Genomic DNA, 21595 nt, shown 5'->3' on the forward strand with positions numbered 1-21595 from the left:
TCGGCAGATCGGGCCGTAGGTACAGACCGGCGCTGAGCGACAATCCATGGCATGCGTTTCCGCATCCTGGGGCCGACCCAGGTGCTGCTGGCCGACGGGCGCGAGATTCCCGTGGGCGGCCCTCGGCTGCGCGCGCTGCTGGCGCTCCTCCTGCTCGACGCGGGACGCGTCGTCTCCGCCGACCGACTGATCGACGGCCTGTACGGCGAACACCCGCCCCGAGGTGCGGTCAACGCGCTCCAGTCCCAGGTGTCACGGCTGCGCCAGACTCTGCCCGCCGAGCAGAACCCGATCGAGTTCCACCCGGCCGGCTACCGCCTCGCCGTGGACCCCGAGGATGTCGACGCGTACCGGTTCGAGCGACGTGCCGAGGCCGGGCGGCGCGCGCTCGCCGGTGGTGACTGGCCCCGAGCGGCGACCGTGTTGCGCGAGGCGCTGGAGCTGTGGCGTGGCCCCGCCCTGGCCGATGTGCCGGGCGCGCCCGCCCAGGCGGCCCGGCTGGACGAACTACGGCTGGCCGCGATCGAAGACCGGGTCGACGCGGACCTGGCGATGGGTGCGTCGGCCGCACTGGTCGCGGAGCTGCGGGAGTTCGTCGTCGCGCATCCGCTGCGGGAGCGGTCACGGGGCCAGCTCATGCGTGCCCTGGCCGCACTGGGCCGGCCGGCGGAGGCGCTGGCCGAGTTCGAGGACGCCCGGAGCACCCTCGCAGAGCAGCTCGGTGCCGACCCGTCGGCGGAGCTGGCCGCGATCCACCTCGCGGTGCTTCGCGGTGAGGAACGCGGGGCGACCCAACGGGCGTTGCCGAGCCAGCTCACCACGTTCGTCGGGAGAGACGAGGAGCTCAAGCGCGTCGGCGATCTGCTCGGCGAACGGAGGCTGGTCACCCTCATCGGTCCCGGAGGAGCGGGCAAGACCCGGTTGGCGATCGAGGCAGCCGGCCGCCAGGACGGGGAGGTCCGCTTCGTCGAGTTGGCCGGGTTGGCCGACGGTTCCGACGTACCGCAGGCGGTGTTGACCGCGCTCGGCCTGCGCGACGCGGGCCTGCGCGCCCCGGCCGAGCCGGGTCGGCACCCCACCGACCGGCTCGTCGAGGCGCTCGCCGAGCGTCGGCTGCTGCTCGTGCTCGACAACTGCGAACACGTCATCGCCGACGCCGCCCGGCTGGCCGCCCGGTTGCTGGGCGCGTGCCCGGCATTGCGTGTCCTGGCCACGAGCCGCGAACCGCTCGGGTTGGCCGGCGAGGCGTTGTGCCCGCTGTCCGGGCTCACAGTGCCACCACCGGGCGCGTCCGCGCGGCACGCCGACGACTCTGCCGCCGTCCGACTCTTCGCCCAGCGGGCCGCCGACGTCGTACCCGACTTCACCATCACGCCGGCCAACGTCGACACGGTGCTGCGGATCTGCCGCACCCTCGACGGCCTGCCGTTGGCGATCGAGTTGGCCGCCGCCCGGCTGCGTGCGCTGCCCGTCGCCGAGGTGGCCGTCCGCCTCGACGACCGGGTCCGACTGCTGTCGATGGGCAGCCGTGCCGCGTCGCCGCGACACCGCACACTCCGGGCGGTGGTCGAGTGGAGCTGGGATCTGCTCGACGACGCGGAACGCAGACTGGCCCGTCGTCTCACCGTCTTCGCCGGTGGCGCGACGCTGGAAGCGGCGGGGCAGGTCTGCGGCCTGCCCCGCGGTGACTTCGTGGAGGCGCTGACCGGTCTCGTCGACAAGTCCTTCGTGGAGATGGCAGATGGTCGTTACCGGATGTTGGAGACGGTCCGTGCGTTCTGCGCCGAGCGTCTCGCCGACGCGGGCGAGGCCGACGACCAGCGTCGTGCGCACACCGCGTACTTCTTGGAGTTCGCCCGGAACGCCAGCGACCACCTTCGACGCCCGGAGCAGTTGCACTGGCTGCGACGGCTCGACGCCGAACGGGACAACCTCCACGCCGCGCTGCGCCGTGCCACCGCAGCAGGTGACGCCGCCGACGCGGCCGGCATGGTCGCGGCCCTGTCGTTCTACTGGTGGCTGCGCGGCATGCGCGGCGAAGGTGCCCGGCTGGCCGCCGACGTCCTCGGTCTGCTCGGCGCCGAAGCGCCTCCGGAGCTGCGCGAGGAGTACGCGCTCTGCGTCTACAACGCCTCGCTTGGCGGATCCGGGCCTCTGGACTCGCTGGGTACGCAGCGTTCCGTCATCCGCAGTCTCGACCGACCGCCCCGGCAACCCTTTCTGCTGTATCTGTCGGGGATCTCGGCCGGCCCGCCGTCGGGCGGGTCCGAGCACGTCAACGAGCTGATGCGGGAGCTGCGACGGCTGGTCGGCTCGGACGTGTGGATCAACGCGTTGGGCGCGATGGGGAGCGGCTCGGCGCTGATGTGGAGTGGTAGGTGGGACCAGGCCGGAACGGAACTGGAGACTGCGCTCGACGGGTTCCGGCAGGCCGGGGACCGCTGGGGATGCATGATCACATTGGGGGTGCTCGGCGAACTCGCGGCCTGGCGCGACGATCCGGAAGCGGCGGGCGCCCACATGGACCAGGCCATGAGGCTGGCCGAAGAACTCGAATCGGTGGTCGACCAGGCCGACATGCTGCGTACCCGGGGCGAGATCAGGCTGCGCGCCGGTGACCTCGCCGCGGCGCGCGACGACTTCGCCGCCGCCCTGCTCCTCGCGCAGCGTAGCGGCGCACCGGAATTCGTCTCCGCCGCCCGGCTCGGCCTCGCCCAGGTGGCACGACTGAGCGGCGACCTGGCCGAGGCGAGGCGGTTCTGCGAAGCGGCGTTGATCGGGGGACTCACCGGCTGGTACGTCGGCGAGGCAACGAGGACGGAGGTCGTGTTCGTTCTCGAGCAGATCGCCGAGGCGGAGAAGGTCGGGCCTGGTGCGCCACCGTCAGCGGACGGTGCGTGACCCGTCAGCAGACCACCGCACCGTGGGGGCATGACGACATTCGAAGTGGTCGCCGAGGGCCTGGGCAAGCGGTACGGCCCGACCCGCGCGCTGGACTCGTTCGACCTGGCCGTCCCGACCGGCACGGTGTACGGGCTGCTCGGCCCCAACGGCGCGGGTAAGACGACGGCGGTACGGATCCTTGCCACGCTGCTGCGTTTCGACGCGGGCCGGGCCAGCGTGGCCGGGTACGACGTGCTGCGCCAGCCGGACGAGGTGCGTGCCCGGATCGGGCTGACCGGGCAGTACGCGGCGGTCGACGAGACCCTCAGCGGCCGGCAGAACCTGGAGCTGTTCGGCCGGCTGTTCCGGCTCGGCCGCCGGGCGGCCCGTCAACGCGCCGACGAGCTGCTGGAACGGTTCGGGCTGGAGGACGCGGCGAGTCGCTCCGCCGGTGAGTACTCGGGCGGGATGCGCCGACGGCTGGACCTCGCTGCCAGTCTGATCCGTACCCCGCGTGTGCTCTTCCTCGACGAACCCACTACCGGCCTGGACCCGCGCAGCCGCAACCAGGTGTGGGACCTGGTTCGCGCGCTGGTCGCGGACGGGACCACTGTGCTGCTCACCACGCAGTACCTGGAGGAGGCCGATCAGCTCGCCCACCGCATCTCGGTGATCGACGCCGGGCGGGTGGTGGCCGAGGGCTCACCGGACGAGCTGAAGGCGATGACCGGCGGTGACCGCGTCGAGGTGGTGGTACGCGACGTCGCCGCCCTGACCCGGGCCGCCCGCATCGTCGGGCCGATCTGCGGCGCTGAACCCGAGGTCGATCCGGAGGTCCGGCGACTCAGCGTTCCGGTGGCCGACCGGGTCGCCGGGCTGGTCGACGTGGTGCGGGCCTTGGACGACGCGGGGATCGCTGTCGAGGACATCGGTCTGCGGCGCGCGACGCTGGACGAGGCGTTCCTGTACCTGACCGGGCACCGGCCCGACGAGGCTCGCGAGCCCGTCGGGGTAGGACGAAAGGCGGACCTGGCATGACGGCAGCGGTGGCCGACGGTTGGACGATGACCAGGCGGAACATGATCCACGTGATCCGCTCGCCGGAGGAGTTGATCCTCTACTTCTCGCTGCCGATCATGTTCGTGCTGGTCTTCGGGTACGTGTTCGGCAGCGGCATGCAGGTGGCCGGCGGTGGCAACTATCGCGAGTTCCTGCTGCCCGGCGTGTTCGTGATGACGATGCTGTACGGCCTGGGCGCCACCGCGACCGGCGTGGCGTTGGACCTCAGTCGAGGTGTCGTCGACCGGTTCCGGTCGATGCCGATGGCCCGGTCCGCCCTGATGACCGGTCGCAGTGCGGCCGACCTGCTCCGCGCGCTGCTGGAGATGTCCACCCTGCTCATCTGTGGTCTGCTCGTCGGGTGGCAGTGGCGGCAGGGTGTGGGCAAGGCGTTGCTCGCCGTCGGGCTGCTCCTGCTGCTCCGCGTCGCGATCACCTGGATCGGGATCTACCTGGCGCTGCTCGTCCGTAACCCGGACACCGTCGGCGTGATCGTCTTCCCGGCCGCGTTTCCGCTCACCGCGATCTCCAACGTCTTCGTGTCGCCCGAGCTGATGCCGTCGGTCATCGGGACGATCTCGGAGTGGAACCCGCTGTCGGCCACCGTCGCGGCGATCCGCGAACTGTTCGGCAACCCGGGCCTGGGTGGCGACTCCTGGCCGGCGGAGCACGCCATGCTGTTGGCGGTGCTGTGGCCGGCGCTCCTGATCGCGATCTTCGCCCCGTTGGCGGTGCGCCGCTACCGGCGGTTGAGCCGCTGACCAGGCCACCGGTGGCCCGCCCGTAGCGCGTACCAGGCGGCTCCGACGGCGAGCACGCCGAACCCGGCGAGGACGCTGCCGAGCGGCAGGTTGACAGCGAGCAGCAGACAGCCGACCAGCCCCAGAGCGGCAACGACCCGGACCGGCGACCGCCGGTCCGGGTCCCGGCCCAACGTGAGCGCCGCCGCGTTGGTGATCGCGTAGTAGACCAGCACCGTGCAGCTGGAGAAGCCGATCGCCTGCCGTACGTCGCCGAGCAGCACCACAACGATCACCACGGCGGCCACCGCCACCTCGGCCCGGTGGGGCACCTGGCGTACCTGGTGCACGGCGGCCAGCACGCCGGGCAGGTCACGGCGGCGGGCCATGGCGAGGGTGGTCCGGCCGACCCCGGCGACCAGGGACAGCAGCACCCCGACGACGGCGATGGTGGCACCGGCGCGGACTACCCACGCCAGGCCGGGCAGCCCGGCGGCGGTCACCACGTCGACCAGGGGCGCGGCGGAATCGGCCAGCCGGTCGGCGCCGAGCACGCCGAGCGTGACCACCGCCAGCACCAGGTAGATCGCGAACACCAGCCCGAGGGCCAGCGGCACCGCGCGGGGGATCGTCCGCCGCGGGTCGCGGACCTCCTCGCCGAGGGTGGCGATCCGTGCGTACCCGGCGAAGGCGAAGAACAGCAGCCCTGCCGCGGTGAGCACGCCCCGCGCGGAGCCGCCCGCCTCGCCCAACCGGTCCAGGCGCACCGGACCGCCCACCACGCCGACCACAGCGACCACTGTCAGCACCGCGAGCACGAGCGCCACCAGCAGTTTCGTGGCGGTGGCCGTCTTGGCGATGCCTCGCAGGTTCACGGCGGTCACCGCGAGCACCGCGCCGACCGCGACCAGCCGGGCCTGCCCCGGCCACAGGTACGCCCCGATGGTCAACGCCATCGCCGCGCAGCTCGCCGTCTTGCCGACCACGAACCCCCAACCGGCCACGAACCCGGCGAACGGCCCGAGACGTTCCCGCCCGTAGACGTAGGTGCCGCCGGACTCCGGGTAACGGGCCGCCAGCCGCGCCGAGCTGGTCGCGTTACAGAAGGCGATGAAACCGGCGAGCACCAGCGCGGGCAGCAGACCGGCGCCGCCGGCCGCCGCCGCGGCCGGACCGAAGACCACGAAGACGCCCGCGCCGAGCATCGAGCCCAGACCGATGACAACCGCATCGGGTACGCCGAGCCGCCGCGCCAGTTGATCCACGGACCGAAACCCTAGGGGTACGACGTGAACGGCCGGTCCCATTCGCGTAACCGACCGGGGAGGGGCAGGTCGTCCCAGGGCACCCGGTGCAGCAGCCGGTCCAGGAAGAGCCCCAGCAGCAGCCCGGCCACCGAGTCGGTCAGCCAGTGCCAACCCAGGTAGGTGGTGGTGGTGAGGACCACCAGCGGCGGAACGATGCGGATCACGGTGACCAGCCGGCTTGGGAGTTGCCGGCCGAAGCTGCGGGCCAGCGGGGCGAGCAGCAGCGCGATGACGCCGTACCAGACGATGGCGTTGGCGACGTGCCCCGAAGGGTAGGACTGGGCGAATCGCACCGGCAGGTCGTCGTGGAAGAGCGGAAGGGTCTGGTCGGGCGACAGGTATGGCTCCTTGACGCTGGCGCTCGGTGCCGCCCGCGCGGTCCAGACCTTCAGCGGACCGATAGTGAAGGTCGTGATCACGAACCCGACCACCGGCAGCAGGATCGGCCGCACCGACCGCAGCCGGACGGCCAGCAGCACGCCCAGCCCGACGCCGATCAGGGTGAGCGGGGTGCCCTGGCCGAGGAAGTTCAGCACCCGGGCGACCCAGTAGGCCGCCGTCGGTCGATGCGCGTCGGCCCAGTCGGCGACCGCCCGGTCCAACCCGAAGAGGTGATTGGCGGCGAGCGCCGCCGTCAACCCGACCAGACCGACGAGCAGGAGGGCGTCGAACCACCAGCCGGCCGGGCGGACGGGCCGTAGCCGCAGGTCACGTCGTACCGCCGTGGGTTTGAGCACGCGACCACGCTACCGGCCCGATGCGAGGCCGGGGTGTTCGGCGCTGTGGGCCCAACCACGAAGTGAGGCGGATGCGGGGGGCGAGGCGTCATGCTTGTGCCCGTGCGGATCACGTCTGCCCTCGTCGACCCGGCGCTGCTCGACCTGCCCTGGTCGACTCCGCTGGAGGAGTGGCCTGCCCAACATCTGGTGGCCCTGCCGCAGGGCATCTCCCGACACATCGTCCGGTTCGTCCGGCTCGGTGACTACGTCTACGCGTTCAAGGAGACCCGCGAGCGGATCGCCGAGCGGGAGTACGACCTGCTCCGGGCCCTGGAGCGGATCGACTTCCCCTCGGTCGAGGCGGTGGCTGTCGTCGCCGACCGGCAGACCGAGGACGGGGAGCCCCTCGAATCGGTGCTGATCACCCGGCACCTCCAGTTCTCGCTGCCGTACCGTGCGCTCTTCTCGCACACGCTGCGACCGGAGACGATGAGCCGGCTGCTCGACGCGCTCGCCGCCCTGATCGTGCGGATGCACCTGACCGGCTTCTTCTGGGGCGACTGTTCGCTGTCGAACACGCTGTTCCGCCGGGACGCGGGTGCGTTCGCCGCCTACCTGGTGGACGCGGAGACCGGCGCGTTGCACAACTCGCTCTCCAACGGTCAGCGCGGTGAGGACCTGGAGATCGCCCGGGTGAACATCTTCGGCGAGGCGTTGGACCTGCAGGCCGCCGGCCTGCTGCACGAGTCCATCGACCCGGAGGTGGTCTGCGAGGAGGTCGTGCAACGCTACGAGCGGCTGTGGCACGAGATCACCTACGAGCAGGCGATCGAGCGGGAGGCCCGGCGCGACATCGAGGGCCGGATCCGCCGCCTCAACGAACTGGGCTTCGACGTGGCCGAGGTGGCCATGTCGGGTGGCGAGGACGGACGTTTCCTGGTCCGGCCGAAGGTGGTGGACGCCGGCTACCACACCCGGCGGCTGCTGCGGCTGACCGGTCTGGACGCCGAGGAGAACCAGGCGCGCAAGCTGCTCAACGACCTGGACGCCTACCGGGCGGAGAGCGACCTGATCGACGAGCAGCAGGCCGCGCACCGTTGGCTGACCGAGGTCTTCGAGCCGGTCGTCCGGGCGGTTCCCGCGCACCTGCGTCGAAAGTTGGAGCCGCAGGAGCTGTTCGCGCAGATCATCGAGCACAAGTGGCTGCTCTCCGAGCAGGCTGGCCGGGACGTCGGAATGCGCCACGCGGTCCAGTCGTACCTGACCGACGTGCTGGTGCACCGCCCCGACGAGCAGGCCATCCTCGGCGTGGAAGTCCCCAGCCTGAGCTGAGACCCCGCCGGTTCGGCGACCGGACTATCTGGTGGCTGCCTTTGGAGCTGATGTCGTAGACGATTCAGCTCCAAAGGCTCTCCAGGTGCCCTGTCGAGCTGCCCCGGATGTGGGGCAGCGCGACGTGACCGGCACCGTGGAGGCGATCCCGCGTCGGGGTGCTCGCGCGCCTGGTCTGCCCCGGATGTGGGGCAGCTCGACAGGCGGCGCACCAGGCGCGGTCGGTAGCGGCCTGGCTCTCAGCGGGGGCGGTAACTGTCAGTCCACCCAGGAGCCTCCGCGCAGCACCCGCACCACGTTCAGGTCGTCGTCCAGCACCACCAGGTCGGCGCGGAGTCCGACCTGGAGGGCGCCGACCCGGTCGCCCAGGCCGATGGCCCGGGCCGGGGTGGTGGCCACCATCCGAGCCGCGTCGGCGATCGGGATTCCGGCACTCACGGCGTGCCGCAGTGCGGCGTCCATGGTCAGGGTGCTTCCGGCGATCGCGCCGTCGCGGGCGAGCCGGGCCACCCCGTCGGTCACTGTGACGGCCTGACCGCCCAGCTCGTACTCCCCGTCGGCCATTCCGGCGGCGGCCATCGCGTCGGTGATCAGCGCGGCCCGGTCCGGACCGGCGGTCGCGGCGACGTAGGTCAGCATGCCGTCGTGCAGGTGCACCCCGTCGGCGATCAGCTCACAGATCACGGTGGGCGCGTCGAGCAGGGCCACCACCGGGCCCGGCTCGCGGTGGTGCACCGGTCGCATGCCGTTGAACAGGTGGGTGCCGACGCTGGCACCGGCGGCGACGGCGGCCTGGGTCTGCTCGTATGTGGCGTCGGTGTGGCCGACCGCCGCCACCACCCGCTGCGAGGCGAGCAGCCTGATCGCCTCCAACGCGCCGTCGCGTTCCGGGGCGAGGGTGACCATCCGGACCGCGCCCCGGCCCAGCTTGATCAATTCGGTCAGCTCGTCGGTCGACGGGTCGCGGAGGTACTCCGGGTTCTGGGCGCCGCAACGCGACGCGGAGAGGTACGGCCCTTCGAAGTGGACACCCGCCAGCACGCCCTCCTCAACCAGCGGGGTGAACGCCTCGGTGGCCGAGCGCATCAACTCGAAGGGTGCGCTGACCAGGCTCGCCAGCACTGTGGTCGTGCCGTGCGCGAGGTGGAAGTCGGCAGCCGCCCGGGCCTCGTCGGTGTCCCCGGTGGTGAAGGTGTGCCCGCCGCCGCCATGCGTGTGCATGTCGACGAAGCCCGGTACGATCCAGTGCCCGTCACGGACCGTCGGGTACTCGGCGACCGCGGTGATCCGATCCCCGTCCCACTCGACGCAGCCCTGTCGGATGACACCGGTCGGGGTCACCACGCGGCCGTTCACCCGTACCGTCATCGTTTCTCCTGGTGGTCGTGGCCGCGCACGGCGTCCATTGCGAGCAGGGCAGCACCGAGGCAACCGGCCTCGTCGCCGAGGGCTGCCGCGACCAGTTGCGGCTCCCGGTGGAAGGTCATCCGTTCGTGCAGCGCCGCCCGCAGCGGGGTCAGCAGCAGATCACCGGCCTGGGCGAGGCCGCCGCCGAGCACGATCGTCGCCACGTCGAACAGCGCCTGCCCGCTGGCCAGGCCGTCGGCGAGCGCCTCGACCGTCTCCTGCCAGACCTGGCTGGCGAGTGGTTCGCCGGTTGCGGCCCGTTCGGCCACCTCGGCGGCTGACACCGGAGCGTCGGCGGCCTCGCCGGCCAGTTCGGCGTACCGGCGTCCGACCGCCGCTGCCGAGGCGACCGCCTCCAGGCAGCCGGGTCGGCCGCAGCCGCAGCGCGGCCCGTCCGGCCGGACCAGGATGTGGCCGATCTCCCCGGCAGCGCCGTGCGCGCCCACTGCGGCGTGGCCGTTCACGACGTGCGCTGCGGCGATGCCGGTGCCGATCGCCACGAACAGCACGTGCCCGGTGCCGCGACCGGCACCGAGCCGGGCCTCGGCGAGACCACCGACACGCACGTCGTGACCGAGCGCCGTCGGCAGGCCGAGCCGCCGCACCGCCAGGTCCCGCAGGGGTACGTCCCGGAAGCCCACGTTCGCCGACCAGACCGCGACCCCGCGCGCCTCGTCCACCACACCGGGGACGGCGATGCCGACCGCGATCGGGGTGAGGCCGTCGGCGCGGGCCTTGTCGGCGAGCCCTTCGGCGACGTCCAGGATGGTGGCGACCACTGCCGCCGGGCCGCGCGCGGCGTCGGTGGGGTGCCGCTCGGTGCGTACCGCGACGCCGTCCGGCCGCACCAGGGCGCACTTCATGCCGGTGCCGCCGACGTCCAGCGCGACGACCACCGGGTCGGTAGGCGCGGCGTCGCCGCGGCTCACGCCAGCACCACGGCCCGGGACAGGTGCCGGGGCGCGTCCGGGTCGAGGCCCCGGCTGGTGGCCAGCGCGACTGCGAAGCGTTGCGCCAGGATCAGGTCGGCCATGGGGTCGACCGGGGTACGACCAGCGGACCAGCTACCGAGCACCGTGCGCCAACCGTGGGTGCGACTGTGTACGAAAGCCGCGCCGGTCGCGGCCACGTCCTCGGGTAGCCCGTCGGGCAGTTCGCCGAACGCCCAGACCAGCCGGCCGGGTGCGGCGACCGAGATGGGCCCGTGTCGGTAGTCCATCGCCGGGTACGCCTCGGCCCAGAAGATCGCCGTTTCGCGGCACTTCAGGGCGGCCTCCTGGGCCAACCCGATCGTCCACCCCCGACCGAGGAACGTGACCTGCCCGATGGTGGCCGGGTCGATCGGCAGCGGGGAGCGCACCGCCACCTCGGCGTCGGCGGCAAGGGCGGTGACCGGGTCGCCGAGGTGGGCGCGGAGCAGGGCCAGCGCGGTGGTCGCGAAGCGGGTCTGCACCACCGACCGCTCGTCGGCGAAGGGCATGGTCACCGCGGCGGCGGCGAGGTCGACGGCCGGGGACGCCGGGTCGCCGACGATGACAGTGGTGGGTGTCCGCCCGCGCAGTGCGGCGAGCAGTTCGAGCACCTCGGTCGTGCAGCCGGAGCGGCTGATGGCGATCAGCCGGTCGTAGTGGCGGCCGGTGGGGAACTCGGACGCCTGGAACGCGTCGGTCTCACCCTGGCCGGCCTGCTCGCGGCGGGCCGCGTACGCCATGGCCATGAACCACGACGTGCCGCAACCGACCACCGCGACTCGTTCACCGGGGCGCGGGAGGTCGCCGTGGACGACGCCGGCCAGCTCGGCCGCCTCCCGCCAGCAGTCGGGTTGGCTCGCGATCTCCGCGTCCACGTACGCCATGGCAAACTCCTCGCAGGGGCGACCGGTGCGCAATACGGCTCGTTAGACCCGCATTTCGCGCGTTATTCTGCGCGAATGCGGGTGGTCGTGGCAACCGGCTAGCCGATCGCGCAGGTCAGTCTTTTGCGCCCACCTAGTTTCGCGCACTAGTGTGCACGCAATCAATCACCGTCCGTGCAGTTGCTGGGAGGGCCTCCGCGGTGGACCGGTACGCCAGATGGAACGCCCTTCTCGAGATGCTGACCGACAACGGCCGGGTCAGCGTCGAGGCGGCAGCCGAGCGGTTGGACGTCTCCCAGGCCACCATCCGGCGTGACTTCGACCAGCTCGCCCAGCAGCAGATGATCACGAGGACGCGGGGTGGCGCGGTCGCCAACGGCGTCTCGTACGACCTGCCGCTGCGCTACAAGACGGCGAAGCACTCGGCGGAGAAGCAGCGGATCGGCGCGGCCGCCGCCGCGCTGGTCACGCCGGGCACCGTGGTCGGCCTGAACGGCGGCACCACCAGCACCGAGGTGGCGAGGGCCCTCGCCGTCCGGCCGGACCTGAACACCAGCGCCGAGGGCGCCCAGCTCACAGTGGTCACCAACGCCCTGAACATCGCCAACGAGCTGCTGGTGCGGTCCCGGATGAAGGTCGTGGTGGCCGGCGGGGTGGTGCGCCCGAAGTCGTTCGAACTCGTCGGCCCGCTGGGCGGGGCGCTGCTGCGTGAGGTCACCCTGGACGTCGCGTTGCTAGGTGTGGACGCGATCGACCCGCAGCTCGGCGCGGCCGCCCATCACGAGGGCGAGGCGGCGATGAACAACCTGATGGTGGCCCGGGCCAAGCGCGTGGTGATCATCGCCGATTCGTCCAAGTTGGGCGGCCACGCCTTCGCCCGGATCTGCCCCGTCGAGCGGGTGGAGACGTTGGTGACCGACTCCGGTGCCGCACCGGAGGTGGTGGAGGCGTTCCGCGCCGCCGGCGTCCAGGTCGTCTGCGCCTGAGCCGTCACGTTCCGTCGATGAAGTAGCCCATTCGGCGCGTCGATGCATACCGCGTATTGCGTGCGTCTGCATACCGCGTATGGTGTCGGCTGTCACGCCCACCCATCGGGGGAGGTGCAGCTTGCCAGCTGTCCTGGAGATCGAAGGTCTACGTAAGACGTACAAGAGTCGTCGACGCGGCACCCGCAACGCGCTCGACGGCTTCGACATGCGGGTCGACGCGGGGCAGGTGCACGGCTTCCTGGGCCCCAACGGGTCCGGCAAGACCACCACGCTGCGTACCCTGCTCGGCCTGATCCGACCCGACGGCGGCCGGATGGCGCTGCTCGGGCACGAGGTTCCCGACGCGCTGCCCGCTGTCGCCGGCCAGGTCGGTGCGATTGTGGAGAGCCCGCAGTTCTTCCCGCACTTCACGGCGCGGGACACGCTGTCCCTACTGGCCGGGGCGGGCGAGGTGCCGGCCACCCGCGTCGACGAGGTGTTGGAACTCGTCGGGCTGCGCGACCGGGCGGGGGAGCGAGTCAAGACGTACTCGCTGGGCATGAAGCAGCGGCTCGCCGTCGCCTCGGCCCTCCTGAAGAACCCGAAGCTGCTCATCCTCGACGAGCCCGCCAACGGCCTCGACCCGGGCGGCATCCGGGAGATGCGCACGTTGATGCGCAACCTCGCCGAATCGGGGATGACAGTGGTGCTGTCCAGCCACATCCTCGGTGAGATCCAGCTGATCTGTGACTCGGTCACCATCATCTCGCTGGGTCGGCGGGTCGCGTTCGGCCCGGTCGACGAGGTGCTCGCACAGCACTCGTCAGGTGCGGTCCGGATCCGGTTGGAGGCGGTCAGCGACCTGCCGGTGGCCACCGAGGCGCTCACCAAGGCCGGGATCCGGGTCACCGGGCACCCCGACCACCTGATGCTGGCCGGCGTCGACAAGCCGGCCTCGGTGACGCGGCTGCTCGCCGAGCAGAACCTCTACGTCAGCGAGTTGGCGCCGATCGCCGTCGATCTGGAGAGCGTCTTCCTCGAACTGACCGCCACCGCGCCGGTACCCGGTCAGCACCGGCAGGTCGACGAGTCCATGAAGGTCGGCGGGACGGGTCAGCCCGGCCCCGCCGGAGGAGGGTGGGGCGCGTGAGCCTCTATCGTACGGAGCTGCGCCGGCTCGCCAAGCGGCGTTTCACCCGCTACATGACGCTGCTCGGTCTGGTGGTGCTGGCGGCGGTGGTGGTCGGTGTGTTCTTCACCAACCAGAAGATCGACGCTGGGCAGCTTGCCCGGGCCGAGCGTCAGGCGGACCAGCAGTACCAGGAGCAGGTGCGCTGGAGCGAGAGGGAGCGCGCGGAGTGTGAGAAGGCCAAGACGGCCGGCACGCCGAGCGACGGCCGCTACCCGGACGACTGTTCGGTGATCACGCCGCCGCCCCGGGAGGAGATCAAGGCGGAGTGGTTCCTGCCGTCGACGTTCAACTTCCGGAAGACGTTCGACGAGACGCTGATCCCGTTCGCGGCGATCCTCGCGCTCGTCGGGTTCGTGATCGGCGCGTCCTTCGTCGGTGCCGAGTGGAGCACCGGCGGCATGATGAACCTGCTGCTCTGGCGGCCGAAGCGGCTCACCGTACTCCTCACCAAGCTGGCCGCGCTGCTCACCGGCATCCTGGCGGTGACGCTGCCCGCCGCGGTGCTGTGGTTCGCTGGTTTCTGGGCGGTGGCCACCTTCCGGGGCAGCACCGAGAAGGTGACGTCCGGCGTCATGCAGTCGGCCATCCTGACCGGGGTACGCGGTGTGGCGCTGGTGCTGGTGCTGACCACCATCGGCTTCGCCCTCGCCTCGCTGGGTCGGCACACCGCGATGGCCCTCGGCGGCGTGGTGGCGCTGATGGTGGTCGGCCAGTTCGGCCTGGGCATCCTGCTGTCGATGGCGAACGTGAAGTTCGCCGAGGCCTGGCTGCTGCCCACGTACGCGCTGGCCTGGATGACCAAGACGGTCACCCTGCAGAACTGGAACTCCTGCAACGCGACCTTCTACGGGGAGTGCAAGCCGGAGACGATGGACATCACCTGGCAGCAGTCGTCAGTCATGTTCTCGGTCGGCTTGGTGGTGATCCTCGGGGCTGCGCTCTGGGCGATGCGTCGCCGCGACATTTCCTGAGATACCGGCTACGGAGGCCCCCGGCACACGCCGGGGGCCTCCGTGCGTTCGGGCACCGCCGCGCCGGCTGCTGCGACAGGGGTGCTCGCTGGCTAGGCTGAGCGAATGTCCGCCGACGCCACCACCCCAGAGTCGTCCGCCGACGCTCGTCCGGGTGGCGTCGGGCCGACCGTTCCGACTCCCCGGCCGGCGCCGCCCATCGAGACCGCCGACGAGCCGGCGCAGCCGGCCGAGCCGACCGACGAACCAGCGCCCGTCCAGCCTGTCGACCCGGCGGCCCTGTTGACCGAGCGGGAGCGGGCCATCCTCGCCTTCGAGCAGCAGTGGTGGCGGCACGCCGGGGCCAAGGAGCAGGCCGTCCGGGACACGTTCGGAGTTTCCTCGACCCGCTACTACCAACTGCTCAACGGGCTGCTGGACAACCCTGCCGCGCTCGCCGCCGACCCGGTGCTGGTCGGTCGACTCCGTCGGCTGCGTTCGTCCCGGGCCCGCAACCGCCGCCGCTGACCGGCGCACTACCTCCCGCTGTGTCCCTGCCGGTCGGGTTAGGCGGTTCCTCCCGGTGCGGCCCCCACTGCCGGCCTTCCCGTCCCGGCCAGTCGGCACCTCGCATGCCGGCTGGCCAGGCGGGTAGGCGGCAGACGTTCCGGGGTCGCCAGGCGACCGAGCACCCAGGGGGGAGCGGAGCATGACGGCAACGAATCAGAGCGGGCGTGCGCAGCAGGCCCGGCAGGAGGCTTCCCGAGTAGGCCACCAGGCTACCCAGGCGGGCGGTCAGGTCGCCCACAGCGCCGCCGAACAGGGCGGGCAGGTGGCCGCTGAGGCGCGACGACAGGCCCAGCAGTTGACCGGCCAGGCCGGTGGGCAGCTTCGAGATCAGGCGCAGACGCAACAGCGACGGGCCGCCGAAGGACTTCGCGACCTGGGCCAGAACCTCGGTTCGATGGCCGAGCGGGACGGCGACTCCGGGCTGGCCGGTCAGGTGGTACGCAAGGCGGCCGACGCCGCCCAGCAGGCCGCCGGGTGGCTCGACGAACGCGAACCCGGCGAGGTCCTCGACGAGGTACGCACGTACGCACGTCGCCACCCGGGGACGTTCCTGGCGGGCGCGGCTGTCGCCGGACTACTCGTCGGGCGGCTCACCCGTGGTCTGACCGCGCCCGCCTCCGACGACGGTGGAAACGGGAGTTCGGGCGGCGCGCAGCCGGCACCGCAGGGCGCACCGGCGGATACCGGTCAGCAGCCGTACGTCGGGACGGCGCGGGCGCGGAACGTCTCGCCGGCCGGTCGTCCCGAGTCGGACCTGCCCGGCGGGGTCGCACCGTGAGCGCCCCGGAGAAGGAACGCACCCAGGCGTCGGTCGGTGAACTCCTCGGTGACGTGACGCGGGACGTGTCCACTCTGGTGCGCAAGGAGGTCGAGCTGGCCAAGGCCGAGCTGCGCGAGGAGGTCAGCCAGGCGGGCAAGGCCGGCGGGATGTTCGGCGGTGCGGGGGTGGCCGGGTTCCTGGCCGTGCTGTTCGTCTCGTACGCCGTGTGGTGGGGGCTGTCCAACGTGATGGACCAGGGATGGGCGGCGCTGATCGTCGCGATCATCTGGGCCGCCGTCGCCGGTGGCCTCTTCCTCAACGCCCGGACCCAGCTGAAGCGGGCACGTGCCGTTCTGCCCCGGACGAAGCAGACCGCCCGGGAGTTGCCGGACGCTCTGCGGGGCCGCTGAACCAGTCGGGAGGGAACAGATCATGTCCAGTGATCCGGATCGGATCCGGCGGGAGATCGAGACCACCCGCAACGAGTTGAGCAGTGACGTCGACGCCCTGGCCGACAAGGTCAACCCGCGTCGGATCGCCGGTGACAGCGTCGGGCAGGCTCGTGGCGCGCTCACCCGAGCGAAGGAGAAGATGATGGGCAACTCCAACCATCTGGGTCAGGAAGCCAACCAACGGATGTCGCACGCGGCCGGAGCGGTACGCGACGAGACCCGGTCGCTCGGGCAGCAGTCCCGTGAGCAGGCACAGGGCAACCCGCTTGCCGCGGGTATGGTCGCCTTCGGCGTCGGTCTGCTGGCTGCCTCGCTGATTCCGCCGAGCGGGCGGGAGCGGCAACTCGCCGGACGGGCCCGCGGCCTGGTCAGTGAGCACTCCGACGAGCTTCGCCAGCAGGCGAGCCAGGTCGGGCGCCAGATGCAGGACAACATGCGCGAGCCGGCGCAGCAGGCGGCACAGTCGGTGCGCTCCAGCGCCCAGCAGGGCATGTCCGCGGTACGCGACCAGGGCCGTTCGGCCGCCGGCCAGGTGCAGGGAGAGGCGCATGCGGCCGCCGACGACCTCCGGCAGCGCTGACCCGATCGGCGTGCCGGGGCCGGCGTCGACGATGCGGGTGCGATCCGCGTCCGCGCCGGCCCCGGGCCGACCGGTCAACGAGGATCTGGTCTTCCGGATCGGCCCGCTGGTCGGTGTCCTCGACGGCGCGACAGTGCCGGAGGGCTTCGACACCGGCTGCGTGCACGGGCCGGAGTGGTACGTGCGGCACCTGGCCGCCCGGATCGCCGTGGCGGAGGCGGTCCGCCCGGCGGCCCGTCTGACCAGTAACCTGGCCGCCGCCATCCTCGCGGTACGCGCCGACCACGGCGAGCAGTGCGACCTCGACCATCCCGGCACCCCGTCCAGCACGGTCTGCCTCCTGCGCGACTGCGGTGACCAGGTCGACTACCTGGTGCTCTGCGACAGCCCACTGGTCCTGGACTGCGGCGGTCAGGTGAGCGTGGTGACCGACAACCGGCTGGACGCGGCGATGGCGGAGTTGCGGGAGACGGTCGCCGTGCTGCCGGGCGGGGCGGCGGACCCGGCCACCCGGTTCCGGCACGCGGTGAGCGTCCAGCGGGAGCGGATGAACCGCACCCACGGCTACTGGGTCGCGGCGGCCGACCCCGACGCGGCCTTCCACGCGGTGACCGGGACCCTGCCCCGGCACGGTCCGACGGCGCTCCGCCGGGCGGCTCTGCTCAGCGACGGCGCGTCCAGCGCCGTGGAGCAGTTCGGGTTGACCGACTGGCCCGGTCTGCTGGACCTGCTGAGCGTGGACGGGCCGGGCGGGTTGATCGACCGGGTCCGGGCCGCCGAGCGCGACCACAGTGATCGGTTGCGCCGGCACAAGGCGACCGACGACGCCTCGGTGGTGTTCTGCGAGTTCGAGCCGACCGCCTGACCACCAACGGGTGACGACAGAGCGTGATGAGCAACACCCAGGCCGCCCGACCGGCCGGGACCGGTAGCCGGACCGCCAGTGCATCGCCATTGGGGTGGACTTCGGCCGATGGGGGCGGCAGACTGCGGCACGTGGCGGGTGCGGTCCGGCTGGAGCCGGTGGACGAGGGGAACCTGGAGCCGTTGCTCTCCGTAGCGGCTGCCGAGGCGGAGCCCGGCGATGTCATGCCGCCGGTCGAAGCCCCCGCCGGTTGGTCGCTCGCCCGCCGCGAGGCGTTTCGGGAGTTCCATCGGGCGAGCTTCGGAGGTCTGGACGGCCCGACCCGCTCGCAGATGTACGCGATCCTCGCCGGCGGCGAGGTGGTGGGCATGGTGCGGATGACGCACTGTGACGAGCCCGACACGGTCGAGACGGGGATGTGGCTCGGTCGCTCGGCGCGCGGACAGGGGATCGGCGCGGCCGCCCTGCGGGAGCTGTTGAACGCCGCCGCCCGAGCGGGCATGCGGATCGTGGTAGCGGAGACGACTCCGGACAACGTAGGCGCTGTCGCCGTCCTCGAAAAATGTGGCGCGAAACTGCATGAGCAGGGCGGGAAGGTGCGCGCCGAGATCTGCCTGGATTCGACGCCACCCGCGCTCTGACGCCGTCCGGTCGGCGGCGACCGGGCAGGCCACCGCCGACCGTCCCGGGTCAGGCAGGTACGCGGACGATGTCGTAGTCGGTGCTCGGCGTCGACTCCACGTCGAAGCGGCCGTTCACCACGTACAACGCCGAGCCGAGCAGGTCACCGGTGGCCGGTGACCGCAGCTGCGGCCCGGTGATCTCCCGCTGCACCACCCCGGCGGTGTACGCGCCGTTCAGCCGGACCACGGCGATGACGTTGGACAGGTTGCGGATCACGTGCAGGGTGCGCCCCCGCAGCACCAGCCCGTCGGCCCGGTCCACCGAGTAGCCGCCGAGGTCGAAGAGACCGCTGCCGCCGGTACGGGGGTCGACGCGTACCAGTTGCCCGGTCAGCATCTGTGCGACCAGCAGATCTCCGTTCGGCAGCGCCACGATCCCGTTGTTGAACGCGTCCGGCGTCGCCCCGGGACCGGTGAGTGGCAGCACCTGGAAGGCGGTGGGAGCCGGCAGCCGACCGCCCGGGCCCAGCGGCACCACGTACAGCACCGGGCGTACGGAGTCGGTGAAGTAGACCGCCCGTTCGGTGATCACCAGGTCGTTGACCAGGGTGCTCGACCCGTCGTTGAACTGGTAGTGGGCCAGCCGGGTACCAGTGCGCGGGTCGTACACGCTGGCCCCGCCGGTGTAGAAGTCGGCGGTCCAGAGCCGGCCCCGCCGGTCGAGTTCGAGGCCCGCCTTGGGCTTACCCGGTGTGCCGGGGATCAGCACCGAGCCGCGCCCGGTGCGGAGGTCACCCCGCCACACCGCGCCGTCGAGAACGGATCCCACGTAGACGGTCGTGCCGTGGCCGATGGTCAACCCCTCGGGGGTGAACCCGTCGGGCAGGGCGATCCGGGCCGGGAACGGCTTCGACGGGTGGGCGGCCGCCGGTGCGCCGACCGTGGACACTGTCGCCGCCGCCAGCAGCGGGACGACGAGAAGGGAGAAGAGCCTGTGCAAGGAGCACCGCCTGACGTCGGAGTGGACGACTCCACTCAGGAGCATGTCGTTCTACGGACGTCTGGGGCGCGACGAAAGGTTGTGCTGGTCTGCTCACTCCCGGTCAGCGGCGTACGCGGCCAGCCAGGCCACCTGGGCCGGGTCCAGCGACGGGCGTACCCGTGCTCGCGCGGTCGCCACGTGCGCGGCGGTGACCGTTGCGGCGGCGAGCGACTCACGCATGGCGGCCAGCGCCGCCTCCCGCACCAGCGCGGCGCAGTCGGCGGCGGAGAAGCCGGTCAACTCGTCGCCGAGGGTCGACAGGTCCACGTCCGGGGCCAGCGGCACCTGGCGGGACGCGGCCCGCAGGATCTCCGCGCGGGCCGGCCCGTCCGGCGGCGGCACGTAGACCAGCCGCTCCAACCGGCCCGGTCGCAGCAGCGCCGGGTCGACCAGGTCCGGCCGGTTCGTCGCGCCGACCACCACCACGTTGCGTAGCGTCTCCACCCCGTCCAGTTCGGTGAGCAGCGCGGCGACCACCCGGTCTGTGGTGCCCCCGTCGGTGGCCTGACCGCGAACCGGGGCCAGCGCATCCACCTCGTCCAGGAAGATCAGGGTGGGGGCCGCCTCCCGGGCCCGGCGGAACAGTTCCCGGACCGCGCGCTCGCTCTCGCCGACCCACTTGGAGAGCAGTTCCGCGCCCTTCACCGACAGCACGTTGGCCCGCCCCGACCCGGCCAGGGCCGTGACCAGGTACGTCTTGCCGCAGCCAGGTGGCCCGTAGAGCAGCACGCCACGCGGCGGTTGGACCCCGAGCCGGGCGAAGGTGTCCGGGTAGGTCAACGGCCACAACACCGACTCGGTGAGTGTCTGCTTGACCTCGTCCAGGCCACCCACGTCGTCGAGGGTCACCGACGCCAGGTCCAGGGTGGACGCCGCCATCGTGGTCGGCCGGACCACCTCCAGGGCGGCGGTGAAGTCGGCCATCGACACCGTCGGCGTCTCGGCGGACTTCTGCCGCAGTGCCGCGCGTACGCCGGCCTCCCGGACCAGCGCGGCCAGGTCCGCTGCGACGAACCCGGGGGTCCGCCCGGCCACCTCGTCCAGCCGGACGTCGTCGGCCAGTGGCACCTGCCGGGTCAGCACGGTGAGCTGTTCGCGGCGTAGCGCCTGGTCGGGGAGCGGGACGTTGATCCGCAGCGACAACAGGTCCGGCGCGCGCAGCGCGCTGTCGACCGCCTCCGGTCGGCTGGTGGCGCAGACCACTGCGACGCCGGCCCGGACGCTTTCCGCGAGCACCTGGCGGAACACCGTCGCCACCGGGCCGGGCTCGTCCGCCGGTGCGAGCGCCTCGACGTCGCTGACCAGCAGCACAGCAGGACCGCCCGCGCGGGCCGCTGTCGCCGCGGCGCGCAGTCGGTCGGCGGCGGCCTGGTTGGCCAGCGCGGCCACCTCCGGTGCCCAGATCGCGTGGACGCGGGCACCGACCCGGGCGGCGACAGCCCGGACCAGCGCCGACTTCCCGGAGCCCGCCGGGCCGACGAGCAGCACACCCAGGGAGATGGTGGTGCCCAGCCGGCCCAGTACCTCCCGGTGGTGGAAACCGAGGTCGAGCAGTTCGGTCAGCTCCTCGGCCTGGGCCCGCAGCCCGGGTAGCTCGTCCACGTCCGGGGCGTCGTCGGCCGGGGCCGTGTCGGTCGTGCCGCGCGGCTCGGGCGGCGCGGTGTCGACCGGGCCGGGCCCGTGCGTGGCCGCGCCATGCTCCCAGGCGACCGCCGTGTTCATGGTGACCAGAGCGCCGGCGGCCGGCTCGACCGCGACCACTGTGAGCAGGGTGCTGGTCCAGGCGAAACCGACGGTGTTGGCGAGGCTGCGACGAGCCGCCTCGACCAGGCCGCGCACCGACGCGTCCGGCAGCACGTCCTGCGGCAACAGCGACACGTCGTCACCGGCGGTGAGCACCTTGCCCAGCAGGGCGAGCCGGAGCATCTCCGGGCTCACCGCCGCCACCACCCCCACCGGACCGGCCAGGACGACCCGACCCGCCGGGGTCAGCGGCACCGGGCTGACCCGCACCTGACCGCCGTCGCGCAGGCCCAGGTTGCCCAGGACCAGGTCGTCGGCGTACAGGAGGGCGCTGCTCGCGCCCGGAGCAGCCGCCGCCACGATCCCGGCCGTCTCCCGGCGGCCGGCGAGACGGACCGGGTCACCGGGACGTAGGCCCAGCGCGGTCATCGCCTCCGGGTGCAGCCGTACGATGCCCCGTCGGGCGTCCAGCGCGGCCGGCCGTAGGCTCGCCGTCAAGGTCAGGTCGGGTTGCGCCACCGCCCGACCGTAGCTGTCGTCAGCCACCT

General features: G+C 72.2%; 20 protein-coding genes. 13 read left to right on the top strand and 7 right to left on the bottom strand.

Features of this window, described 5'->3' with window-relative positions; translation table 11 throughout:
- The first annotated feature begins 51 nt into the window (after nucleotides 1-51).
- The 3 genes from FHU34_RS03520 to FHU34_RS03530 are packed head-to-tail and all read left to right on the top strand — an operon-like array spanning nucleotide 52 to nucleotide 4703.
- Nucleotides 52-2901, top strand: a complete 2850-nt coding sequence (locus FHU34_RS03520) for an AfsR/SARP family transcriptional regulator (RefSeq protein ID WP_145778667.1) — start codon at nucleotides 52-54, stop codon at nucleotides 2899-2901.
- Between the two features lie 30 nt (nucleotides 2902-2931).
- Nucleotides 2932-3921 carry an ATP-binding cassette domain-containing protein gene (locus tag FHU34_RS03525; RefSeq protein WP_145778668.1) on the top strand — a complete coding sequence of 330 codons (990 nt, stop codon included), beginning with the start codon at nucleotides 2932-2934 and terminating at the stop codon, nucleotides 3919-3921.
- Nucleotides 3918-4703: an ABC transporter permease gene (locus tag FHU34_RS03530; RefSeq protein WP_145778669.1), complete on the top strand. Its 786-nt coding sequence runs from the start codon at nucleotides 3918-3920 to the stop codon at nucleotides 4701-4703. Before FHU34_RS03525 ends, FHU34_RS03530 begins: the two co-directional genes overlap by 4 nt.
- On the opposite strand, the gene FHU34_RS03535 is transcribed toward FHU34_RS03530, so the two are convergent.
- Both FHU34_RS03535 and FHU34_RS03540 read right to left on the bottom strand, forming a co-directional pair.
- Nucleotides 4682-5947 carry an APC family permease gene (locus FHU34_RS03535; protein ID WP_145778670.1) on the bottom strand — a complete coding sequence of 422 codons (1266 nt, stop codon included), beginning with the start codon at nucleotides 5945-5947 and terminating at the stop codon, nucleotides 4682-4684. The genes FHU34_RS03530 and FHU34_RS03535 overlap by 22 nt on opposite strands.
- Nucleotides 5948-5958: 11 nt before the next feature.
- Nucleotides 5959-6696, bottom strand: a complete 738-nt coding sequence (locus FHU34_RS03540; RefSeq protein WP_208745116.1) for a phosphatase PAP2 family protein — start codon at nucleotides 6694-6696, stop codon at nucleotides 5959-5961.
- Between the two features lie 132 nt (nucleotides 6697-6828).
- Here FHU34_RS03540 and FHU34_RS03545 point away from each other — a divergent pair, with 132 nt between their 5' ends.
- Nucleotides 6829-8040: a DUF4032 domain-containing protein gene (locus tag FHU34_RS03545; protein ID WP_244311539.1), complete on the top strand. Its 1212-nt coding sequence runs from the start codon at nucleotides 6829-6831 to the stop codon at nucleotides 8038-8040.
- A 258-nt stretch (nucleotides 8041-8298) separates the two neighbouring features.
- On the opposite strand, the gene nagA is transcribed toward FHU34_RS03545, so the two are convergent.
- The 3 genes from nagA to FHU34_RS03560 are packed head-to-tail and all read right to left on the bottom strand — an operon-like array spanning nucleotide 8299 to nucleotide 11302.
- Nucleotides 8299-9408, bottom strand: coding sequence for an N-acetylglucosamine-6-phosphate deacetylase (gene nagA, locus FHU34_RS03550; RefSeq protein ID WP_145778673.1), 1110 nt, complete (start codon nucleotides 9406-9408; stop codon nucleotides 8299-8301).
- Complete coding sequence (locus FHU34_RS03555) at nucleotides 9405-10376, bottom strand: ROK family protein (protein ID WP_280116473.1); 972 nt, start codon at nucleotides 10374-10376, stop codon at nucleotides 9405-9407. Before FHU34_RS03555 ends, nagA begins: the two co-directional genes overlap by 4 nt.
- Nucleotides 10373-11302 (bottom strand): SIS domain-containing protein, encoded by a 930-nt coding sequence (locus tag FHU34_RS03560; RefSeq protein WP_145778674.1) that lies wholly within the window; start codon nucleotides 11300-11302, stop codon nucleotides 10373-10375. The genes FHU34_RS03555 and FHU34_RS03560 overlap by 4 nt, the downstream gene beginning before the upstream one ends.
- Before the next feature lie 200 nt (nucleotides 11303-11502).
- Here FHU34_RS03560 and FHU34_RS03565 point away from each other — a divergent pair, with 200 nt between their 5' ends.
- The 9 genes from FHU34_RS03565 (at nucleotide 11503) to FHU34_RS03605 (ending at nucleotide 18280) form a co-directional block, all read left to right on the top strand.
- On the top strand, nucleotides 11503-12288 hold the full coding sequence (locus FHU34_RS03565; RefSeq protein WP_088987368.1) for a DeoR/GlpR family DNA-binding transcription regulator: 786 nt from the start codon (nucleotides 11503-11505) through the stop codon (nucleotides 12286-12288).
- Between the two features lie 121 nt (nucleotides 12289-12409).
- Nucleotides 12410-13420, top strand: a complete 1011-nt coding sequence (locus FHU34_RS03570; RefSeq protein ID WP_145778675.1) for an ABC transporter ATP-binding protein — start codon at nucleotides 12410-12412, stop codon at nucleotides 13418-13420.
- Nucleotides 13417-14433 (top strand): ABC transporter permease subunit, encoded by a 1017-nt coding sequence (locus FHU34_RS03575; protein ID WP_145778676.1) that lies wholly within the window; start codon nucleotides 13417-13419, stop codon nucleotides 14431-14433. Before FHU34_RS03570 ends, FHU34_RS03575 begins: the two co-directional genes overlap by 4 nt.
- A 105-nt stretch (nucleotides 14434-14538) precedes the next feature.
- Nucleotides 14539-14940, top strand: coding sequence for a DUF3263 domain-containing protein (locus FHU34_RS03580; RefSeq protein WP_145778677.1), 402 nt, complete (start codon nucleotides 14539-14541; stop codon nucleotides 14938-14940).
- Between the two features lie 181 nt (nucleotides 14941-15121).
- Nucleotides 15122-15760 carry a hypothetical protein gene (locus FHU34_RS03585; protein ID WP_145778678.1) on the top strand — a complete coding sequence of 213 codons (639 nt, stop codon included), beginning with the start codon at nucleotides 15122-15124 and terminating at the stop codon, nucleotides 15758-15760.
- On the top strand, nucleotides 15757-16152 hold the full coding sequence (locus tag FHU34_RS03590) for a phage holin family protein (RefSeq protein WP_145778679.1): 396 nt from the start codon (nucleotides 15757-15759) through the stop codon (nucleotides 16150-16152). Before FHU34_RS03585 ends, FHU34_RS03590 begins: the two co-directional genes overlap by 4 nt.
- A 22-nt stretch (nucleotides 16153-16174) precedes the next feature.
- Nucleotides 16175-16774 carry a DUF3618 domain-containing protein gene (locus FHU34_RS03595; protein ID WP_145778680.1) on the top strand — a complete coding sequence of 200 codons (600 nt, stop codon included), beginning with the start codon at nucleotides 16175-16177 and terminating at the stop codon, nucleotides 16772-16774.
- Nucleotides 16743-17639, top strand: coding sequence for a hypothetical protein (locus tag FHU34_RS03600; protein WP_145778681.1), 897 nt, complete (start codon nucleotides 16743-16745; stop codon nucleotides 17637-17639). Before FHU34_RS03595 ends, FHU34_RS03600 begins: the two co-directional genes overlap by 32 nt.
- A 131-nt stretch (nucleotides 17640-17770) precedes the next feature.
- Entirely contained in the window at nucleotides 17771-18280 is a 510-nt protein-coding gene (locus tag FHU34_RS03605) for a GNAT family N-acetyltransferase (protein ID WP_145778682.1), read from the top strand.
- A gap of 49 nt (nucleotides 18281-18329) precedes the next feature.
- Here the strand turns inward: FHU34_RS03605 and FHU34_RS03610 are convergent, their stop codons facing one another.
- Nucleotides 18330-19262, bottom strand: coding sequence for an NHL repeat-containing protein (locus tag FHU34_RS03610; protein WP_145778683.1), 933 nt, complete (start codon nucleotides 19260-19262; stop codon nucleotides 18330-18332).
- A 93-nt stretch (nucleotides 19263-19355) separates the two neighbouring features.
- Nucleotides 19356-21566, bottom strand: coding sequence for an AAA family ATPase (locus FHU34_RS03615; RefSeq protein ID WP_145778684.1), 2211 nt, complete (start codon nucleotides 21564-21566; stop codon nucleotides 19356-19358).
- Nucleotides 21567-21595 lie beyond the last annotated feature (29 nt).

The organism is Micromonospora taraxaci (genome assembly GCF_007830095.1).
GTDB lineage: Bacteria > Actinomycetota > Actinomycetes > Mycobacteriales > Micromonosporaceae > Micromonospora > Micromonospora taraxaci.